Raw genomic sequence first — 20,368 nt, 5'->3', positions numbered from 1 at the left:
CGGCATCGGGCGCGGCAGGGGGCCGCGCCCGATGCAGTGTATCCGAGTCGCCTGGTTGCCTGCTGCGCCTACAGCGTGACCACCACCTTGCCGAACTGCTGGTTGGACTCCAGGTAGCGGTAGGCCTTGACAATCTGGTCGAAGGCGAAGGTGCGGGCGATTACCGGGCGCAGCGAGCCATCGGCAAGGCCGGCGAGAATGTAATCCTTGGCCCCCTGCAGGCGCAGGGGATCTTCCAGCACTTCGTAGACCCGATAGCCGCGCAGGACCAGCGAGCGGCTGAGTACCTCGAAGAGCGGGAAGGGCGTGGGCTCGGGGCTCAGGCCGCCGTACTCGATGAGGATGCCGCCTTCGGCCATGGCTGCGGTCAGCGGTTCGAAGATCGGGCCGCCCACCGGGTCGAACACGACCCGTACACCGGCCTTGCCGGAGATATCGAGCAGGCGCGAGCGCAGGTTCTCCTCCTCGCTGGCGATGACCTCGGCGGCACCGGCCTGCAGCAGGGCTTCGCGTTTGGCTGAAGTACGGGTGACCGCGATGGGCACCGCGCCTGCGCGGCGGGCGATCTGGATGGCGGCCAGGCCGACGCTGCTCGACGCGGCGGTGATGGCGACGAAGTCTCCCTCGCGCAGCCCGGCTACCTGGACCAGCGCGCCATAGGCGGTGAGGTACTGCATCCAGGTGGCCGCGGCGTCGCTCCAGGCCTGCCCCGGCGGATTCTTCACCACGCGAGCTTGCGGGACCACCAGGCGCTCGGCGTGGGTCGGGTCCTGCTGCATCGAGGTCGGCGGCAGGACGCTTACCGCGTCGCCCGGCGCGAACCCGCGCACCGCGCTGCCCACGGCCTCGATCACGCCCGTGGCTTCCAGCCCGAGCCCGGAGGGGAACTGCGGGCTCTCGATGTAGCGATCAGTACGCAGCAGCGCTTCGGCGCGGTTCAGCCCCAGGGCTTTGACCCGGATGCTGATTTCGTTCACGCCGGGTTGGCGAACCTCCACCGGCTCGATGCGCAGGACCTCCGGGCCGCCGAACTGGTGGAAACGCACGGCGCGGGTCTTGATGCTTTCCATGTGATGCTCCCATACGTAATTGATTTGACGTAAAGCGACTATCAGCCATGGGTTTCGCGCAATAAATGGCGTATAGAAAGGGTCAGTCGAAATCAGGAGTTTCGAATGGATCGTCTGACCAGCATGGAAGTCTTCGTCCGCGCGGTGGACCTCGGGTCCTTCGCCGCGGCGGCGGATGCCCTGGAAATGTCCGCTCCGATGGTGGGCAAGCATGTGCGCTTTCTCGAAGAACGCCTGGGCGCCCAGTTGCTGGTGCGCAGCACGCGCCGGCAGAGCCTGACCGAGGCGGGGCGAATCTACTACGAGCGCTGTCGCGCGCTGCTGGCCGATGCCGAGGCGGCGGACATCCTCGCCGCCGGGGAGGTGGCCGAGCCGCGCGGCAGGCTGCGGGTGGCCATGCCGGTGCATTTCGGCCGGCGCTGCGTGGCGCCGCTCCTGCTGGAGCTGGCGCAGCGCTACCCGCAACTGGAGCTGGACCTGCGCTTCAGCGACCGTCTGACGGACCTGGCGGAAGAACAGATCGACCTGGCGATCCGCACCGGCGAGCCGCAGCCCAGGGACGGCATCATCGCGCGCCGCATCGGCCGGCAGCGCATGGTGGTCTGCGCTGCGCCAGCCTATCTGGCGGTACATGGGCGGCCGGAGGGCATCGCGGAGCTGGCGGCCCACCGTCTGCTGGTCTACCACCGCTCCGGGCGGATCAATCCCTGGCTGTTCCCCCGCGAGGGGCAGGCGCCGGAGGAGTTCGCGCCGAGCTCCCGGTTGCGCTTCGACGACCTGGCCGCTATCGCCGACGCGGCGGTACGCGGCATGGGGCTGGCATGGCTGCCTTACTGGCTGGTACGCGAAGTCATCGCGGAGGGGGCGCTGGAGGAGTTGCTGCCAGGGCGGCCGGGTTTCCTCTACGACGTGCACGCGACGTGGCTGCAGACCACTCAGTTGCCGCGCAAGGTGCGCCTGGCGATCGATGCGCTGATCGAAGTGATACCCGGCCTGGTCATGCCGGCAGGGCAGGAATAGGGCGGCCCTGGAGACCGCCCGGCGGCGTCATCTGCCCGTCGTGAGTTGCAGGACGCGGTCGCGGCCGCCTTCGGCGAGCAGGTAGCCGCCCTTGCCGTCCGGCACGATGGATTGCGGGGCCTTGAGGAACGACAGGATGGTGCGCGGTTCCGCCTTGCCGTCCCACAGCAGCAGGCGGGCGCGGTGGGTGGAGTCTTCGCTGATCCATAGGCCGCGGGCGTCGCACATCAGGAAGGTCGGCTGGTTCAGGCCCGAGAGCAGGATGGGGTCCTTGCCGTCATCGCTGAACTGGTGCACCACGCCTTTCTTCTTCTCGGTGTAGAGCAGTTTGCCGTCGGTGCAGCGGGTGACGGATTCGGTCTCCTGCAGCTTGTCGCGCAGCACGGTCAGCTCGCCGTCGCTCCAGCGGTAGCGCAGCAGACGGCCATCCTCGCGGCGGTCCTCGATGGCGTAGAGATTCTCGCCGTCGTCCCACAGGCCCTGTACCGACTGGCCCATGAACAGGTCCGAGATCTTGCCATCCCTGAGCAGTTGCACCGGCCTGCCGTCGGACTCCTGGCTGAACACCCAGCCGCCCTGTGCGGCGATCATGCCGTCAGGCTTGGATAACCCGTCGACCATGATCCGGCGCTGGCCGTCGGCGGCGATGCGCAGGATGTTGCCCTTGTCCTTCTTCAGCTCCTGGCTGACCAGCAGGCCGCCATCGGCAAGTGGTACCAGCGATGCGGCCTTCTGCACGTTCTGGTGCAGAACCGTGACGGACCAGCCCTCGGCTGCCTGCACGGGGTAGAAATCCTGCCAGGCGAAGAAGGCAAGGGCGGCGGCGATGACGAAACTGGCGCCGGTCAGGGCCAGGCGGAACAGCGGGCGACGGGACGGACGCGCGGAAGTCTGGGACATGTATCGGCTGCCAATACAGAGGTGGGCGGCGCTGGGGGTGGTCCTTGTGGTTGTGTGCCTTCCTGGCATCCAGCGTGCGGGCCGGCATGGTAACCAGACAGTTCATCGACGGGCTAGGGCGAAAAGCAGTGATGCTCGTCACGTCGCTGAAGAGGCTGACGCAGGAGCAAGTGTCGTTTGGCCGACACTATTGGAACGAATGTGCAGCGAAAGGGTGGCTATCGCTGGTGTAATTGCGGCTGTTTGCCGCGTTTGTGTCTATTTGCCGGCCACGCGGGAGAACTGGGAAGACGGTTTGATGGCCAATGGCCTACAATTCCCGTGTCCTTTGCTGAGGACAATCCAGACGGCTGTTGCGGACAGGAAGTCCGCAACAGCCGTTTTCTTTTCTGCGCTTTATTGCGCCGGACGCATCGCCGGAACCGCTTCCAGCTTCTGCAGCCGCAGCGGCGCACCGCGCAGGAAGGTGCTGATCTGGCTGGCATCCATCGGCTTGCCGAACAGATGGCCCTGCGCGCAATCGCATTCCAGCTGCTGCAACTGGCGAAGCTGGACGGCATTCTCCACGCCTTCGGCGATCACCTTCAGCCCCAGCTCGCGGCCCAGTGCCAGCGCATTGCGCAGCACGATCAGGCGGCGCGGGTCGCCATTGTTCACGTCGGCCACCAGGTGGCGGTCGAGTTTCATCTCGGTGAAGGGCAGCTCCATCAGGCGCTGCAGGGTGGAGTGTCCGCAACCGAAGTCATCGATGGCCAGGCCGCAACCCAGCAGGCGCAGGCGCAGCACGTTCTCCAGGCTCAGCGGCGGAGCATGCAGTGGCGAGGATTCGGTCAGCTCGAAGGTGATCCGCTGGGGCTCGATCTCCAGCCCGCGCAGATTCCTCTCCACGGTGGCGGCAAAGTCGATCTGGGCGATCTGCTCGGCTTCCAGGTTGAAGGACAGCTTCAGCTCGTTGCTGCCCAGTGCGCGCAGCGCTTCGACGGCCTGGGTCATCAGCTCGAAGAGCATGCCGTCGAGCTTGCCGGCGCGACGCAGGGCGGGCAGGAATTCAGCGGGCAGCAGCACCTCGCCGTCTTCCAGTTGCCAGCGTGCGAGCACTTCGAATCCATAGACCTGGGCCGTGGCGACGTTGACCTTGGGTTGCAGGTAGGCGCGCAATTTCCCCCGCGCCGGCAGGCCTGATGGTTCGCCATCGTCCGCCGCGCCGTTCTCCGCCAGCGGCAGGCCGAGCTGGCCGCTCGCTGGCTGGAAGTCGCTGAGCAGCGCGCGCAGGCGCTCCAGAGTGGCGGCGTCGTTGCCCAGCCAGAAAACTTTCATGCCCTGCAATTGCAGGAGGTGCGAGAGGGCGCTCCAGGTGCCCGGGGCCATTTCCCCGCTGACCACCACGCCATGGGCCAGGCGCTCGCGGGCAACCGTCTGAAGGAATTCCAGACGGGCCACCGGATCGATGCGCACATCGCAGATCAGCAGGTGGACGCCCCCCTGGGTGCGCAGCCGATCCAGTGCGAATGCATTGTTGGAAACTTCGGACAGAAAGCTGTAGCCCAGATGGTGCAGAGCGGTGACGGCGGTCGAACGGTGCAGGCCGGAAGCCTGGAGTACCAGCGCGGAGAGCGGAGGCATGGATTTTTCTCACGGAAGATTGGCCCTGTGCATTCTCAAGAACGCCGCCCTCGATGTGAGGCGGAGGATTCCAGTTCTTCTGTCAGGGAAATCCCATCGGAACTGCTTCCGGTTTGTCAGCTCCTTCCGTATCCCTTGCGGAAGCGGTTGATCGCCACGGCCAATGCCACGATCGACAGGCGCTGCCAAGCAGCACCGACGTCGAGGGGCGATGCCCACCGGTAGCTCCTCGTCCCCCGATCATGGCGGCCACCGGCAGGCCGGCGGCAGTTCGCTGTAGCGCAGGTGCCTCCAGCTCTGGCCTGAGCCTTCCCGGCAGGGACGCCAGGGAAATCCGAGGTCGACCCTCGTGGTCGCCCATGTTAGGGTCCTTGTGCTCCCTTTCACGTCCGCACAGGCTACCCACGGCCGCGCGGCACGCCCTGAACAAGGAGAAATGGCTCATGTCACGTCCCGCATCGAGGGGACCTGTCGACACGGCCATGGTCCCGCAAAGCGAGGCCTCAGCCACTGCGCTGCTGAACCTCTGGCTCAGCCGACCTCAGCAGACCGCAGTGTTCCTGGATGTCGACGGAACCCTTCTGGACATCGCCGAATCGCCCGGCGCGGTCGTCGTACCGCCCGGGCTGCTCGATGCGCTCATGCACCTGCATCGCCGACTCGATGGTGCCCTGGCCCTGATCAGCGGCCGCCCGGTCGAAGAACTCGACCGGCTCTTCCAACCCCTGCGCCTCGCCGCCAGCGGCGGCCATGGCGCCCACTGGCGCGAGAGCGGCGACAGCCCTTTGCGCCGCACTGCCAGGGACCTGCCCGCCAGCGTTCGGGTGCAGTTGAACGCCCTGGCGAACCGGCATGTCGGAATCCATGTCGAGGACAAGGGCAGCAGCTTCGCACTGCACTACCGCTCCGTGCCCGCGCTGGCCACCGATCTGCGCGTCGAGTTGCAGTCGTTGTTGCGCTCGCCGGCAGGTGCCGGGTTGCGGCTGCTCAATGGCAAGCAGGTTTACGAAGTCGTCAGCGAAGGCGTCGACAAGGCCCGCGCCGTCCAGCGGTTGCTGGAAATGCCGGCCTTCGCCGAGCGGCTGCCGCTGTACATCGGCGACGACGTCACCGACGAGCCCGCCATCGCGCTGATGCCGACGCTGGGCGGCCTCGGGCTCTCCGTCGGGCGTGCCTTGCCTGGCGCCAGCGCCGTATTCAGCGATGCGGAGCAAGTCCGTCACGCACTGATGCAAGCAGGAGGAAACCACCGATGACGAACCAGCACGAGGGTGCTCTGGAACTGGGCCTGATCGGCAACTGCCGGGTGGCCGCCCTGGTCAACCCGCAGGCGCGACTGGTCTGGTGGTGCTACCCGAATTTCGACAGCGACCCGACCTTCTCCCGGCTGCTGGCCGGGGACGACGAAAAAGGTTTCGCCGATGTGGTGCTGGAGAACCAGGTCAGCAGCACGTCCGATTACCAGCGCAACACGGCGATCATCACTACCGTGCTGCGCGATGACAGCGGTGGCGCGGTGCGTATCACCGACTTCGCCCCGCGCTTCCTGCAGCACGGCCACGTCTACCGCCCGGCGCAGCTGTGCCGGTTGATCGAACCCATCGAAGGCGTGCCGAAAATCATCCTGCGGGTGCGTCCGACCCACGGCTACGGCAAGCCCAGCCAGGGCGCCACAGGCTCCAGCCATATCCGCTACCTGGAGGGCGAAGAGCCGCTGCGCCTGACCACTGACGCGCCGCTGGCCTACATCCAGCACGAAACACCCTTCGCCCTGCGCCACCCGGTGAGCCTGGTGATCGGCCTCGACGAACCGCTGGACAATGCTCCCGGCGAGGTCGTCCGCGACTACCTCAAGCGCACCCAGAACCACTGGCACGACTGGGTACGTGGCCTGGCGGTCTGCTTCGAGTGGCAGACGGTGGTGATCCGCTCGGCCATCACCCTGAAACTGTGCAATTTCGAGGACACCGGCGCGATCATCGCCGCCGCCACCACCTCCGTACCGGAGGCGCCTGATTCCCAGCGCAACTGGGACTACCGCTACTGCTGGCTGCGCGACGCCTACTTCGTGATCCTCGCCCTCAACCGCCTGGGTGCGACGCGGACCATGGAGGGCTACATCGACTTCATCACCACCGTGGCCAGCGGCGACGCCGAGCTCAAGCCGTTGTACGGGATCATTCCCAACCAGGACACCAGCGAACGCGTCGAGCCGGACCTTGCCGGTTTTCTCAATCACGCGCCGGTGCGCGTCGGCAACCAGGCGGTGGAGCAGAACCAGCACGACGTGTTCGGCTCGGTTGCCCTCGCTGTCCTGCAGAGCTTCGTCGACGAGCGCCTGCCCAACCCGAGCAGCGAGGGCATGCTGCACTTGCTGGAAAATCTCGCCGCCAAGGCGGTGCACGCCGCTTTCGAGCCGGATGCCGGCATCTGGGAGTACCGCGGCCGCCAGCGCGTCCATACGCATTCCGCGCTGCTCTGCTGGGTCGCCTGCGACCGCGTCGGTCGCATCGCCAGGTGCCTGGGGCGCAGCGAGGAAGCCGCTGGCTGGATGGACAAGGCGGCCAACCTGCGCGAACACATCCTCGCCAAGGCATGGAGCGAGCAGAAACAGTGCTTTACCGGCGCCTTCGGCCACGACGACCTCGACGCCAGCGTGCTGCTGATGAACGAGCTGGGGATCATCGAAGCCGACGATCCGCGCTTCATTGCCACGGTCGAGTGCATCGGTCGTGAACTCAACGTCAACGGGCAGTTGCTGCGCTACGCCGCGGCGGACGATTTTGGCGTGCCGGAAACCGCCTTTCTGGTGGTGAAGTTCTGGTATCTCGACGCGCTGGCCGCCATCGGCCGCATGGACGAGGCGCGCCAGCTGTTCGAAGAGCTCATCGCCGCGCGCAACCGCTACGGCCTGCTCTCCGAGGACCTGCACCCGCATACCGGCGAACTCTGGGGGAACATTCCGCAGACCTATTCCATGGCGGGGCTGATCAACTCGGCCATGCGTCTTTCCATTGGCTGGGAGGAAGGCCTATGCCGCGCCTCGTGGTGATATCCAACCGGGTCGCGATCCCCGATGAGAACGGCCCGGCGCCGGGCGGGCTGGCCGTGGCGGTAGAGGCCGCCATGCGCAACCGCGAGGGCATCTGGTTCGGCTGGAGCGGCGAGAAGGCCGAGGAGCCGGGCCCGCTGACCGTGGTCCAGCGCGACAACCTGCAGTACATCCTCACCGACCTGCACCCGCAGGATTTCGACGAGTACTACAACGGCTTCGCCAACCGCGTGCTCTGGCCGATCCTGCATTACCGGGTGGATCTTGCCGAGTTCAACGAGGCCGAGTTCGGCGGTTATCAGCGCGTCAACGAATTCTTCGCCGAACGCCTGAGCCCGCTACTGGAAGAGGACGATGTCCTCTGGGTCCACGACTACCATCTGATCCCCCTGGCCTCGGCCCTGAGGCAGCGCGGGCACGGCAACCGTATCGGCTTCTTCCTGCACATCCCGATGCCGCCGGCCGACCTCATCACCGCGTTGCCGCACCACGACGAACTGATCCGCGCGCTCACCGAATACAACCTGATCGGTTTCCAGACCGAGAACGACGCCAGCAACTTCGCCCGTTACCTCACGCGCGTGGTCGGCGCGGCGACCCCCGATGGCCGGCGCTATCACCTGGAGGACCAGCATTTTCGCGTCGGTGTGTTCCCGGTGGGCGTGGATGCCGCCGGTTTCCGCCGTCTTGCCGAAGAGGCCTCGCAGAGCCAGGCCGCCGAAGACCTGCGTGAGAGCCTGGGCGGTCGTGCGCTGATGGTGGGGGTGGATCGGCTCGACTATTCCAAGGGCATCGTCAACCGGCTGGATGGCTACGAGCGCTTCCTCGAGCTCAATCCGGACTGGCACAACCGCGTCACCTGCCTGCAGATTTCACCGGGCAGCCGCCAGGACATCCCCGAGTACGCCGACATCGACGCCGCCGTCAGCGCGCGGGTGGGGCATATCAACGGGCGATTCGGCGCGGTGTCCTGGGTGCCGCTGCGCTATGTGGCGCGCAACCACCAGCGAGCAGACATCGCCATGGTCATGCGCCACGCGCGGATCGGCCTGGTGACGCCGCTGCGCGATGGAATGAACCTGGTTGCCAAGGAATTCGTCGCCGCCCAGGACCCGGACGATCCCGGCGTGCTGATTCTTTCCCAGTTCGCCGGCGCGGCCGCCGAACTGGGTGGCGCGCTGATCATCAATCCCCATGATCGTGGCGCCCTGGCCGATGCCATGGCGCAGGCGCTGCGCATGCCGCTGAAGGAGCGCCAGGCGCGCCACCGCGACATGTACGCGGTGCTGGAAGCCAACGACATCCGCTTCTGGGGGCCCAGCTTCATCGATGCGCTGACCCGGCCGGGGAGGGCGCTGAACTGGTTGTCCAATCACTACCTGAGTCACTGACGCAAACAACAAGCCCCGCTTCGGCGGGGCTTTCTTCGAGCGGGCAGATTCGCTCAGGCGGTTGGTTTCTTGCTGTCGGACTTCGCCCACTGCGACTTTTTCTCGACCTTCACCGCCAGTTGGCCAACGGGGATTTCCTGGATTTCACCGCCCCGGGAGAGGAAGGCAGCAATCTTTTCATCAAGCTCCGAACGTTCGCGAATCAGCTGTGAATCAGTCATGAAGTCACCTATGCGTTGGGGCGCCAAACCGGCACCGGCAGACTACACCTGTTTCGTCGAAAGCGCCGCGATAGCTCGACCATTTGTCAAAATCACCACTGGTCGTGAAAAAAAGCTATGAATATGCGCCAAACCTTGTATTCTGCATGGGCTGCCTGCCCAGTAACGAGTTCCGCGACTTGATGTTCTTCTACAAGATGCTCCATCTCCTCGGCACCTCTTCACTACGCATTCAGCTCATCGCCGGTCGGCTTTCGGCCGGCCTTTAGCATTTTTTTAGGAGACAACATCATGTCCGATCGTCAAAACGGCATCGTCAAATGGTTCAACGCTGAGAAGGGCTTCGGCTTCATCACCCCGGAAAGCGGCCCGGACGTATTCGTTCACTTCCGTCAGATCGAAGGCAACGGCTACAAGTCCCTCGACGAAGGCCAGAAGGTCAGCTTCGTTGTGACTGCCGGCCAGAAAGGCCCGCAAGCTGAACAAGTTCGCGCTGTCTAATCGACATCGCTGACGAAGAAAGCCCCGCTTAGGCGGGGCTTTTTTTTGCCTGTTCGATTTGCTCCGCGCCATTCGACAGCGCAATAAAAAACGCCCGGTGCAGTGCACCGGGCGTTTTTGTTTTGAAGGGGGTGAGCCAGCCGAAGCGGGCTCACTGGCTCCCGATCATTCCTGTTGCGGGTCGAACTGCTTGTCGCGGATCAGCAGGGCGGGAATCACTCCACAGATGAAGTAGGCCGCGCCCATCACCAGGAAGCCCACGCCGATGGACATCTGGGTCGCGAGGAAACCGATCACCGCCGGCGCAATGGCCGCGCCGATGCGACCGATGTTGTAGGCGCCGCCCACGGCCGTACCGCGGAACGCCGCAGCGAAGCTTTCGGTCATGTAGGTCGCGTTCACGCCATACGGAATGCCGTAGAGGAAGCCGAACACCACCAGCATCCACAGAATGTTCTCGGGGCTGTGGAACAGCACGATCACCGGCAGGAACACCGCGGTGCCCAGGGCGCCGAAGGAGAACACGGTGCGGCGGCCGAACCAGTCGGCGGCAACGCCGGCCAGGACCTTGCCGAGGATCATCGCGGCGTAGGTGCCCACCAGATACGAGGTCATGGCCTTGAAGTTCATGCCCATCTCGGTTTCCAGGTACGACGGCATCCAGTTGTTCACGCCGTAGTAGCCGAACTGCAGGAAGCCGGCGGTCAGCGCCCAGAACAGGAACATGCGGCTGGCCTTCGGGTCGGCGAAGATCTGGCGGAAGGCGTTCTGCCGTGGAGCGGCAACCGTTCCGGCAGGAGCGTCGGCCTTGCGCTGCTGGCGTTCGGCCTGCGCCTGGACCCAGGCGGCGGGTTCGGGGATCAGCTTGCGCATGGCGATGGCCAGCACCACCGGGATGATGGCGATGTAGAACAGGTAGCGCCAACCGTGATCCGGCAGGATCCAGCCGGCCAACAGGGTGGCGACGATGTAGCCGACCGACCAGCCGGCCTGCAGGGTGCCCAGTACGGTGGTGCGGTATTTGGTTGGCACGTACTCGGCCATCAGCGTGTTGCAGGCCACGTAAAGGGCGCCGAGGCCGAGCGACGCGACGAAGCGTGCCGCGGCGAACTGCCAGTAGTTGTGGGTTAGGCCAAGAACAGCGGTGCCGACGGAGAACAGCACGATGGTCCAGACCACCGTCTTGACCCGGCCGAAGCGATCGCACGCCCAGCCGCCGTAGATTCCACCGAAGGCCATGCCGGCCAGGGTGACGCTGCCCAGGCTGCCGGCCTGGAGGTTGCTCAGGCCGAACTCGGCCTTGAGGCTGGTGAGGCTGTAGGAGAGCAGCATCAGGTCTGCGCCATCGATCAGCAGGCCGATGAAGCAGAAGGCGAAGACGAGCACCCAGGTCTTGTCCTGGGTGGCGGCGGTTGCCGCCGGAGCGGAAGCAGTGTTTTCCATGAACGAATTACCTGTTGTAGTTGTTGGCGGACCGGCGTGCCGATCCTCGGTAAGCGTGTGGCAGGTGCTTTTGGGTTGGCGGGCGCGGAGTGCGTGGCCCCGCGCCGCCTGAGGGGGATCAGGCCTGGGCTTCGCGGATCATGTTGCGGGCGATGATCACCTGCTGGATCTGCGTGGTGCCCTCGTAGAGCCGGAACAGGCGGACGTCGCGGTAGAAGCGCTCGATGGCGTACTCGCTGACGTAGCCGGCGCCGCCGTGGATCTGCACGCAGCGATCAGCGACGCGGCCGCACATCTCGGTGGCGAACATCTTGGCGCAGGAGGCCTCGGTGCTGACGTTGCGGCCCTCGTCGCGCTTGCGCGCGGCGTCCAGCACCATGCAGCGGGCGGCGTAGATCTCGGCCTTGCTGTCGGCGAGCATCGCCTGGATCAGCTGGAACTCGGCGATCGGCTGGCCAAACTGCTTGCGCTCCAGGGCGTACTGCAACGCATCGGCGAGCATGCGCTCGGCGGCGCCGACGCTCAGCGCGGCGATGTGCAGGCGGCCCTTGTCGAGCACCTTCATGGCGGTCTTGAAACCGACGCCCTCGACGCCGCCGATCAGCTGGCTGGCCGGGATGCGCACGTTGTCGAAGATCACGTCGCTGGTGTGCGCGCCTTTCTGGCCCATCTTGTGGTCCGGTTTGCCGAGGGAAATGCCCGGCGTGCCGCGTTCGACGATGAATGCGCTGATGCCGCCGGAACCCTTGATCGCCGGGTTGGTGCGGGCCATCACGGTATAGATGCCGGCGTGCGGGGCGTTGGTGATGAAGCGCTTGGTGCCGTTGAGCACGTAGAAGTCGCCATCGCGCACGGCGGTGGTCTTCAGCGAGGCGGCGTCGGAGCCCGAGTCAGGCTCGGTCAGGCAGAAGGCGCTGAGCAGTTCGCCGCTGGCGAGCTTGGGCAGGTAGTGGGCTTTCTGTTCCGGCGTGCCGTCGATAAGGATGCCGATGGAGCCGATGCCGTTGTTGGTGCCGATGTAGGAGCGGAAGGCGGGGGAGGTGCGGCCCAGTTCAAAGGTGATGTTCACCTCTTCTTCCATGGTCACACCCAGGCCGCCGAACTCTTCGGGGATGGTCAGGCCGAACAGGCCCATCTCGCGCATATGCTGGACGATGTCCTGCGGGATCGCGTCGGTCTCGGCAACCTCGTTCTCCCGCGGGATCAGCACTTCGCCGACGAACTGGTGGATGGAGTCCAGAAGTATCTGCAGCGTTTCTGGGTCTCGGATCATGTGCACTCCTCACAAGGCCCGCGAGCGGGCCAGTCTGGCGAGGCACCGTCACCCGAGATTCAGCGAGCGGCGGCACCTATGTTGTTGACCATGTTGATCAGGCGGGGCCCGATGTCGTCCTCGAGCTTCTCGCGGGTCAGCTGGAAGCTCGGACCGCCGCAGTTGAAGGCCAGCAGGCCGTACTGCGGGTGTACCAAGGGCACGGCGACGGAGTTGACGTCGCGGTGCCATTCACCGATCGACAGGCAGTAGCCGTAGTCGGTGTAGTCCCTGAAGGCGCGGTCCAGACCCTTGCGGATGGCCGGCCAGGTGTCCGGTTCGCGTTCGCGAATGTGTTCGAGCAGGAACTCCCGCTCGTTTTCCGGCATCGCCGCGAGGCACGCGCGGCCCACCGAACTCGCCGCCAGCGGCAGGTAACTGCCGATCTGCCGGCGCATCGTCATGTTTCCCTGTCCCTGGACCACGTCCAGGTAAACCATCTGCAGACGGTCGCGGGCGGCCATGGCCACCGCCGCCCGGGCGTGGTTGGCCAGTTCCTCCATCAGCGGATGGGCCACCGCGCGGATCGACAGGTTCGACAGCATCGCGTAGCCGAAGCCCAGCACGCCGACGTCCAGCTGGTACTTGCCCGAGTGCACCTCGCGCTTGAGGCAACCCAGGCGCATCAGGGTGTTGGTCAGGCGCGTCACCGTCGGCTTGGGCAGATCGGTCTTGCGGGCCAGGTCCTGGTTGCTCAGCACGTTTTCCCGTGGCGTGAAGCAACGCAGGATCTCCAGGCCGCGCGCCAGCGCCGTGACGAACTGGCCGCTGTTTTCCTCTTCGCTTAGTGCCGTGGCCGGGTCGTACAGGCCGCGTTCCAGCAGGCCGATTTCACCTTCGTTTTTCGTCGGCGCAGCCGAGTCCATCTCCGTCTTGTTGCGGCGCATGGTAGAACCCCTATTCACGGAAAATCAATAAAATAAAATTCAGTTTCGTCAGGCGAAATTGTAGTGGGTCTGAATCCGTTAGTACAGACATACCTTTAAAAATATCCATACCCGCGTAATAACTGGCCTCTAGAGGTCATTTCGATCTTCACCGTTTACAGGCTGGATTGGGTGTAACTATGATGAAATCGAAATACGGAATGTAGTTTCGGCAGACGAAACAAAAGTGAGGTCACAGCTTTCATGAGTACCAGCGTGGTTCATCTCGATATCCAGGCCAACGGTGTGGCGGTTGTCCGCATCGACCGCCCGGAAGCCAAAAACGCCCTCAACGCTGCGGTGCGCCAGGAACTGGCCGAGCACTTCCGCGCCCTGAGCGATAACCCCGAGGTTCGCGCGGTGGTGCTGACCGGGGGAGAGGAGTGCTTCGTCGCCGGCGCTGACATCCGTGAATTCGCCCAGGCCAGCCCCATCGAGATGTACCGTCGCCACACCGAACTGCTGTGGGAAGCGATTTCCCGTTGCCCCAAGCCGGTGATCGCTGCGGTGAACGGTTTTGCCCTGGGCGGCGGCTGCGAGCTGGCAATGCACTGCGACATCATCGTCGCCGGCGAGTCGGCGCGCTTTGGTCAGCCGGAAGTGAAACTCGGCCTGATGCCCGGCGCCGGTGGCACCCAGCGGCTGATCCGCGCCGTCGGCAAGTTCCAGGCAATGCGCATCGCCCTGACCGGCTGCCTGGTCAAGGCGCCCGAAGCCCTGGCCATCGGCATGCTCAGTGAAGTGGTGGAAGACTCGCGCACGCTGCCCCGCGCGCTGGAGCTGGCCGCTGAGATCGCCGCGCTGCCGCCGCTGGCCGTGGCGCAGATCAAGGAAGTGATGCTCGCCGGTGCCGACCTGCCGCTGGACAGTGCGTTGACGCTCGAGCGCAAGGCCTTCCAGTTGCTGTTCGACTCGAAAGACCAGAAAGAGGGCGCCGCCGCCTTCCTCGAAAAACGCAAAGCCAGTTTCCTGGGGGAATGAGCATGACCCTTTCTTTCGGTATTGAACGTATGGCAATCGTCGGTACGGGTGTCATGGGCAGCGGTATCGCCCAGATCGCCGCCCAGGCCGGCATCCAGGTGAAACTCTTCGATGCCCGTGACGGTGCGGCCCAAACCGCGCGCGAAAACCTCGGTCGCACCCTCGCCAAGCTGGCGGAGAAGGGCAAGATCACTGCAGCCGAAGCCGACGCCACCCTGGCTCGTTTGCTGGTTGCCGGTTCCCTGGGCGAGCTGGTCGATTCTGATCTGGTGGTCGAGGCGATCATCGAACGTCTCGATGCCAAGCAGGCGCTGCTGGCCGATCTGGAAGCCGTGGTCAGCGCCGACTGCATCCTCGCCACCAACACCTCATCGCTGTCGGTCACCAGCATCGCCCGTGGTTGCCAGCATCCGGAACGGGTGGCGGGCTTCCACTTCTTCAACCCGGTGCCGCTGATGAAGGTGGTCGAGGTAATCGACGGCCTGGCCAGCGACCCGATGGTCGGCGACAGCCTGGTGGCGCTGGCCGCGCGCATGGGCCATCGCGGCATCCGCGCCAAGGACACCCCCGGCTTCATCATCAACCACGCCGGCCGTGCCTACAGCACCGAAGCCCTGCAGATGCTCAAGGAAGCCATCGCCGAACCGGCCGATATCGACCGCATCCTGCGCGAGGGCCTGGGCTTCCGCATGGGGCCGCTGGAGCTGTTCGACCTCACCGCGCTGGACGTTTCCCACCCGGTGATCGAGTCCATCTACAACCAGTTCTACCAGGAACCGCGCTATCGCCCGGCGGCGCTGACCCGGCAGATGCTCGAGGCCGGCTTCGTCGGCCGCAAGGTCGGCCGCGGCTTCTATCGCTATGCAGACGGCAAGATGATCGACCCGCCGGCGCCGCAACCGGTACCGAGCGTGGCCGCGCTGCCGCCGGTGTGGATCGGTGCGGAGAACGACCAGGACCGCGAGTTGCTCGGCGAACTGCTGAAGAAACTCGGTGCGACCCTGGAGCAGGGCGGCCACCCCAGTAGCGAGGCTCTGTGCCTGCTCGCACCTTATGGTGTGGACGCAACCACGGCCTGCCAGAACTTCGGCACCGACCCGGCGCGGACCCTGTGCATCGACCTGCTGCTGGACCTGCAGCGCCACCGCTGCCTGATGCAGAACCCGGCGACTGCCCCGGCCATGCGCGATGCCGCCCATGCGCTGCTGGCGGTTGACGGTGTAGGCGTCACGGTCATCAATGACAGCGTCGGCTTCGTCGCCCAGCGCGTACTGGCGCTGATCGTCAACCTGGCCGGCGACATCGTCCAGCAGCGCATCGCCAGCGTCGACGACCTCGACGAAGGCGTGCGCCGTGGCCTGGGCTATCCGCAAGGTCCGCTGGCCTGGGGCGACAGCGTCGGCCCGGCGCGCCTGCTGAGCATTCTCGAACGCATGACCGACCTGACCGGCGATGCCCGCTACCGCCCCGGCCCGTGGCTGCGCCGCCGCGCTGCGCTGGGCCTGTCGCTACGCCACGCCGAGCCTGCGCTGGGCTGAAGCCCGGCGCCTACCGTTTCAAGGAGATACCGATGCTCAATGCTTATATCTACGCCGGACTGCGCACGCCCTTCGGTCGCCATGGCGGCGCCCTGGCGCCGGTGCGCCCGGACGATCTGATCGCTCAGGTGATCCGCGAGCTGCTGGTCAGCACCAAGGTGCCGGGTGAAGCCATCGAGGACGTGATCCTCGGCAACACCAACCAGGCCGGTGAAGACAGCCGCAACATTGCGCGCCATGCCGCGCTGCTCGCCGGCCTGCCGGTGACCGTGCCGGGCCAGACGGTGAATCGCCTGTGCGCCAGCGGCCTGGCTGCGGTAATCGATGCGGCGCGCGCCGTGACTTGTGGCGAAGGCGAGCTGTTTGTTGCCGGCGGCGTGGAAAGCATGTCCCGCGCGCCCTTCGTCATGGCCAAGGCCGAGGCGGCGTACAGCCGCGACCTGACAGTATTCGACAGCACTATCGGTGCGCGCTTCCCCAACCCGAAGATCGTCGCCGGGTTCGGCAACGACAGCATGCCGGAGACTGGCGACAACGTAGCCCGTGAATTCGGCATCAGCCGTGAGCAGGCCGACCGCTTCGCCGCCCGTTCCCAGGCCAACTTTGAAGCCGCCCGTCAGGCCGGTTTCTTCGCCGGGGAAATCCTCCCGGTCAGCGTACCTACCGGGCGCAAGACGCCGCCGAATGTGGTCGAGCAGGACGAGCATCCGCGTCCGTCTTCCGATGAGTCCGCGTTGGCGCGCCTCAAGCCGCTGTCCGAAGGCGGGGTGGTCACCGCGGGCAACGCTTCCGGCGTCAACGACGGCGCCGCCGCATTGCTGATCGGCTCGGCAGAGGCGGGCGAACGCCACGGCCTCAAGCCGCTGGCGCGGATTCTTTCGGCGGCGGCGGTCGGCGTCGAGCCGCGCATCATGGGTGTCGGCCCGGTCGAGGCGATCAACAAGGCGCTGGCCCGCGCCAACTTGACCCTGGCTGATATGGACATTATCGAGATCAACGAGGCTTTCGCTTCCCAGGTGCTCGGTTGTCTGCACGGTCTGAGTGTCGATTTCGACGATGCGCGGGTCAACCCCAATGGCGGTGCCATCGCCGTCGGCCACCCGCTGGGCGCTTCCGGCGCGCGGCTGGCGCTGAGCGTGGCGCGACAACTGCAGCGCACAGGTCAACGCTATGCGGTGATCAGTCTTTGCATCGGCGTGGGCCAGGGGCTCGCCATGGTTATCGAGCGCGCCTGAGCGCCAGTGAGGAGTTGAAGATGGGTGCTTTGAGCGGATACCGCGTACTCGACCTCAGCCGCGTGCTGGCCGGCCCCTGGTGCGGCCAGGTGCTGGCCGACCTGGGCGCGGAAGTGATCAAGATCGAACGTCCCGGCGTGGGTGACGACACCCGTGGCTGGGGCCCGCCTTACATGAAAGCCGCCGACGGATCGGACAGCTCCGAGGCGGCGTACTACCAGTCCACCAACCGCAACAAGCTGTCGGTGGCGCTGAACCTGGCCACCGAAGAAGGGCAGGCGCTGGTGCGCGCCCTGGCCTGCGAATGCGATGTGCTGATCGAGAACTACAAGGCCGGCTCGCTGGCCAAGTACGGGCTGGACTACGAGAGCCTGTCGAAAGTGAATCCGCGCCTGGTCTACTGCTCCATCACCGGCTTCGGCCAGACCGGCCCGCGCGCCGAGGAGCCCGGCTACGACTTCATCATCCAGGGCATGGGCGGCTTGATGAGCATCACCGGCGAGAAGGACGGCGTGTCCGGCGCCGGCCCGCAGAAAGTCGGTGTAGCCGTGTCGGACGTGATGACAGGCCTCTACTCGGTGGTCGCCATCCAGGCCGCGCTGCTGGCGCGGGAGAAGACCGGTCGCGGCCAGCACTGCGACATGGCGCTGCTCGACGTGCAGGTCGCCATGCTCGGCAACCAGAGCCAGAACTACCTCGCCACCGGACGCTCGCCGGGCCGCCAGGGCAATGCCCACGTCAACATCGTGCCGTACCAGGTGTTCAGCGCGAAGGACATGGACTTCATCATCGCCTGCGGCAACGACAGCCAGTTCGTTTCGCTGTGCGATGCCATCGGCCTGCCGGAATTGCCCAAGGACCCGCGCTTCACCCGCAATGCCGACCGCGTGCGCAACCGCGACATCATCGTCGGCAAGCTGGCCGAGCACTTCCAGGGCGACACCGCCGACAACTGGGTGAAGCGCATCCACGCGATGAAGGTGCCGGTCGGTGTGATCAACGATATCGGTCGCGCGCTGGATGAGCCGCAGGTGGTCGCCCGCGACATGCTGGTGGAGATTCCCCACGCGCAGAACCCGGCGTTCCGCATGGTCGGCAGCCCGCTGAAATTGTCCGAGACGCCGGTGGAATACCAGCGCCCGGCGCCCATGCTCGGTGAGCACACCGACGAGGTGCTCAAGCGCCGCCTGGGGATCGATGACGCGCGCCTGGCGCAGTTGAAGGCCGAGGGTGTGATCGAGCAGTTGGGAGAATCCTGAGGCCTTCACCCGAAGCGGTTCGCGAGCAAGAACTAAGCGTCCCCCTCGCTCCTACAAAAAACGCACCGGCGCAAGCCTGGACCTGTAGGAGCGAGCTTGCTCGCGAACCCAAACCAACCGCAGCGCCGATGCAAACCGGCGTCAGCCAAGGAAACAACTGATGAAAGTACTGGTCGCGGTAAAACGCGTGGTCGATTACAACGTCAAGGTCCGCGTCAAGGCGGACAACTCCGGCGTCGATCTCGCCAACGTCAAGATGTCCATGAACCCCTTCTGCGAAATCGCCGTGGAAGAGGCCGTACGCCTGAAAGAGAAAGGCGTCGTCACCGAGATCGTTGCGGTCTCCGTCGGCCCGACCGCTGCCCAGGAGCAACTGCGTACCGCGCTGGCTCTGGGTGCTGATCGCGCCATCCTCGTTGAAACCAACGAAGAACTGAGCTCCCTGGCCATCGCCAAGTCGCTGAAAGCCCTGGTCGACAAAGAGCAGCCGCAGCTGGTCATCCTCGGCAAGCAGGCCATCGATAGCGACAACAACCAGACCGGCCAGATGCTGGCCGCGCTGACCGGCTATGCGCAAGGCACCTTCGCCTCCAAGGTCGAAGTCGCTGGCGACAAGGTCAACGTCACCCGTGAAATCGACGGCGGCCTGCAGACCGTTGCCCTGAACCTGCCGGCAATCGTCACCACCGACCTGCGCCTGAACGAGCCGCGCTACGCGTCGCTGCCCAACATCATGAAAGCGAAGAAGAAGCCGCTGGACGTGGTGACCCCGGACGCCCTGGGCGTTTCCACCGCTTCCACCGTGAAGACCGTGAAAGTCGAAGCTCCGGCTGCCCGCAGCGCTGGCATCAAGGTCAAGTCCGTTGCCGAACTGGTCGAGAAACTGAAGAACGAGGCGAAAGTAATCTGATGGCTATCCTGGTAATCGCTGAGCACAACAACGGCGCACTGGGCGCTGCCACTCTGAACACTGTCGCTGCCGCGCAGAAGATCGGTGGTGACATCGCTGTCCTGGTCGCTGGCCAGAACGTCGGTGGCGTGGCTGAAGCCGCTGCCAAGATCGCAGGCGTTTCCAAGGTGCTTGTCGCCGACAACGCCGCCTACGCTCACCAGCTGCCGGAGAACGTTGCTCCGCTGATCGCTGAGCTCGGTAAGGGTTACAGCCACGTGCTGGCTCCGGCCACCACCAACGGCAAGAACTTCCTGCCGCGCGTTGCCGCCCTGCTGGACGTCGACCAGATCTCCGAGATCATCGAAGTCGTCAGCGCCGACACCTTCAAGCGCCCGATCTATGCCGGTAACGCCATCGCTACCGTGCAGTCTTCGGCCGCCGTGAAAGTGATCACTGTGCGTGGCACCGGCTTCGACGCCGTTGCTGCCGAAGGTGGCTCCGCCGCTGTTGAAGCTGTTTCCGGCCCGGCCGATGCCGGCAAGTCCGCCTTTGTCGGCGAAGAGCTGGCCAAGTCCGACCGTCCGGAACTGACTGCTGCCAAGATCGTCGTATCCGGCGGCCGCGGCATGGGCAATGGCGACAACTTCAGCATCCTCTACTCCCTGGCTGACAAGCTGGGCGCTGCCGTCGGTGCTTCCCGCGCCGCCGTTGACGCCGGCTTCGTGCCGAACGACATGCAGGTCGGCCAGACAGGCAAGATCGTCGCTCCGCAGCTGTACGTGGCCGTCGGTATCTCCGGCGCCATCCAGCACCTGGCGGGCATGAAGGACTCGAAAGTGATCGTTGCGATCAACAAGGACGAAGAGGCGCCGATCTTCCAGGTCGCCGACTACGGCCTGGTCGCCGACCTGTTCGAAGCCGTACCGGAGCTGGAAAAGGCCATCTGATCCAGTTCTTCCTCTTGCCGGGCCAGTCGACAGCGGCCCGGCGTTTTGCCAACACCT

Annotated in this window: 18 protein-coding genes; 11 read left to right on the top strand and 7 right to left on the bottom strand. The window is 65.3% G+C overall.

Features of this window, described 5'->3' with window-relative positions; translation table 11 throughout:
* Positions 1 to 68: 68 nt before the first annotated feature.
* Positions 69 to 1,070, bottom strand: coding sequence for a zinc-dependent alcohol dehydrogenase family protein (locus tag G4G71_RS16515; RefSeq protein ID WP_169939131.1), 1,002 nt, complete (start codon positions 1,068 to 1,070; stop codon positions 69 to 71).
* Positions 1,071 to 1,175: 105 nt separating this feature from the next.
* Here G4G71_RS16515 and G4G71_RS16510 point away from each other — a divergent pair, with 105 nt between their 5' ends.
* Complete coding sequence (locus G4G71_RS16510) at positions 1,176 to 2,090, top strand: LysR family transcriptional regulator (RefSeq protein ID WP_169939130.1); 915 nt, start codon at positions 1,176 to 1,178, stop codon at positions 2,088 to 2,090.
* A gap of 27 nt (positions 2,091 to 2,117) precedes the next feature.
* Here G4G71_RS16510 and G4G71_RS16505 read toward each other — a convergent pair whose 3' ends face one another.
* Entirely contained in the window at positions 2,118 to 2,990 is an 873-nt protein-coding gene (locus G4G71_RS16505) for an SMP-30/gluconolactonase/LRE family protein (RefSeq protein WP_169939129.1), read from the bottom strand.
* 396 nt (positions 2,991 to 3,386) lie between these two features.
* Positions 3,387 to 4,613: an EAL domain-containing response regulator gene (locus G4G71_RS16500; protein ID WP_169939128.1), complete on the bottom strand. Its 1,227-nt coding sequence runs from the start codon at positions 4,611 to 4,613 to the stop codon at positions 3,387 to 3,389.
* A 443-nt stretch (positions 4,614 to 5,056) separates the two neighbouring features.
* Here G4G71_RS16500 and otsB point away from each other — a divergent pair, with 443 nt between their 5' ends.
* The 3 genes from otsB to otsA are packed head-to-tail and all read left to right on the top strand — an operon-like array spanning position 5,057 to position 9,056.
* A complete protein-coding gene (gene otsB / locus G4G71_RS16495) occupies positions 5,057 to 5,869 on the top strand; it encodes a trehalose-phosphatase (protein WP_240964790.1) in 813 nt (270 codons plus the stop codon).
* On the top strand, positions 5,866 to 7,665 hold the full coding sequence (locus tag G4G71_RS16490; RefSeq protein ID WP_169939127.1) for a glycoside hydrolase family 15 protein: 1,800 nt from the start codon (positions 5,866 to 5,868) through the stop codon (positions 7,663 to 7,665). The genes otsB and G4G71_RS16490 overlap by 4 nt, the downstream gene beginning before the upstream one ends.
* On the top strand, positions 7,647 to 9,056 hold the full coding sequence (gene otsA / locus G4G71_RS16485) for an alpha,alpha-trehalose-phosphate synthase (UDP-forming) (protein WP_054909220.1): 1,410 nt from the start codon (positions 7,647 to 7,649) through the stop codon (positions 9,054 to 9,056). The genes G4G71_RS16490 and otsA overlap by 19 nt, the downstream gene beginning before the upstream one ends.
* 53 nt (positions 9,057 to 9,109) lie before the next feature.
* Here otsA and G4G71_RS16480 read toward each other — a convergent pair whose 3' ends face one another.
* Positions 9,110 to 9,277: a hypothetical protein gene (locus G4G71_RS16480; RefSeq protein WP_169939126.1), complete on the bottom strand. Its 168-nt coding sequence runs from the start codon at positions 9,275 to 9,277 to the stop codon at positions 9,110 to 9,112.
* 291 nt (positions 9,278 to 9,568) lie between these two features.
* Here G4G71_RS16480 and G4G71_RS16475 point away from each other — a divergent pair, with 291 nt between their 5' ends.
* Positions 9,569 to 9,778: a cold-shock protein gene (locus G4G71_RS16475; RefSeq protein WP_017518411.1), complete on the top strand. Its 210-nt coding sequence runs from the start codon at positions 9,569 to 9,571 to the stop codon at positions 9,776 to 9,778.
* Positions 9,779 to 9,943: 165 nt separating this feature from the next.
* Here the strand turns inward: G4G71_RS16475 and G4G71_RS16470 are convergent, their stop codons facing one another.
* The 3 genes from G4G71_RS16470 to G4G71_RS16460 form a co-directional block, all read right to left on the bottom strand.
* Entirely contained in the window at positions 9,944 to 11,221 is a 1,278-nt protein-coding gene (locus tag G4G71_RS16470) for an MFS transporter (protein ID WP_169939125.1), read from the bottom strand.
* 118 nt (positions 11,222 to 11,339) lie between these two features.
* Positions 11,340 to 12,494: an acyl-CoA dehydrogenase family protein gene (locus G4G71_RS16465; protein WP_169939124.1), complete on the bottom strand. Its 1,155-nt coding sequence runs from the start codon at positions 12,492 to 12,494 to the stop codon at positions 11,340 to 11,342.
* 59 nt (positions 12,495 to 12,553) lie between these two features.
* Complete coding sequence (locus G4G71_RS16460; protein WP_169939123.1) at positions 12,554 to 13,420, bottom strand: IclR family transcriptional regulator; 867 nt, start codon at positions 13,418 to 13,420, stop codon at positions 12,554 to 12,556.
* A 243-nt stretch (positions 13,421 to 13,663) separates the two neighbouring features.
* Between G4G71_RS16460 and G4G71_RS16455 the strand changes: the two genes are divergently transcribed.
* The 6 genes from G4G71_RS16455 (at position 13,664) to G4G71_RS16430 (ending at position 20,311) form a co-directional block, all read left to right on the top strand.
* Positions 13,664 to 14,440, top strand: a complete 777-nt coding sequence (locus G4G71_RS16455; protein ID WP_169939122.1) for an enoyl-CoA hydratase — start codon at positions 13,664 to 13,666, stop codon at positions 14,438 to 14,440.
* Positions 14,437 to 15,978 carry a 3-hydroxyacyl-CoA dehydrogenase gene (locus tag G4G71_RS16450; protein ID WP_169939121.1) on the top strand — a complete coding sequence of 514 codons (1,542 nt, stop codon included), beginning with the start codon at positions 14,437 to 14,439 and terminating at the stop codon, positions 15,976 to 15,978. The genes G4G71_RS16455 and G4G71_RS16450 overlap by 4 nt, the downstream gene beginning before the upstream one ends.
* Positions 15,979 to 16,010: 32 nt before the next feature.
* Entirely contained in the window at positions 16,011 to 17,213 is a 1,203-nt protein-coding gene (locus tag G4G71_RS16445; protein WP_169939120.1) for a 3-oxoadipyl-CoA thiolase, read from the top strand.
* Between the two features lie 20 nt (positions 17,214 to 17,233).
* Positions 17,234 to 18,472, top strand: a complete 1,239-nt coding sequence (locus G4G71_RS16440; RefSeq protein WP_169939119.1) for a CaiB/BaiF CoA transferase family protein — start codon at positions 17,234 to 17,236, stop codon at positions 18,470 to 18,472.
* A gap of 160 nt (positions 18,473 to 18,632) precedes the next feature.
* On the top strand, positions 18,633 to 19,382 hold the full coding sequence (locus G4G71_RS16435) for an electron transfer flavoprotein subunit beta/FixA family protein (protein ID WP_026078867.1): 750 nt from the start codon (positions 18,633 to 18,635) through the stop codon (positions 19,380 to 19,382).
* Positions 19,382 to 20,311, top strand: coding sequence for an electron transfer flavoprotein subunit alpha/FixB family protein (locus G4G71_RS16430; protein WP_169939118.1), 930 nt, complete (start codon positions 19,382 to 19,384; stop codon positions 20,309 to 20,311). Before G4G71_RS16435 ends, G4G71_RS16430 begins: the two co-directional genes overlap by 1 nt.
* Positions 20,312 to 20,368 lie beyond the last annotated feature (57 nt).

Origin of the sequence: Pseudomonas multiresinivorans, assembly GCF_012971725.1 — a bacterium.
Lineage (GTDB): Bacteria > Pseudomonadota > Gammaproteobacteria > Pseudomonadales > Pseudomonadaceae > Pseudomonas > Pseudomonas multiresinivorans.
This window is presented reverse-complemented; position numbering and strand designations above follow the sequence as displayed.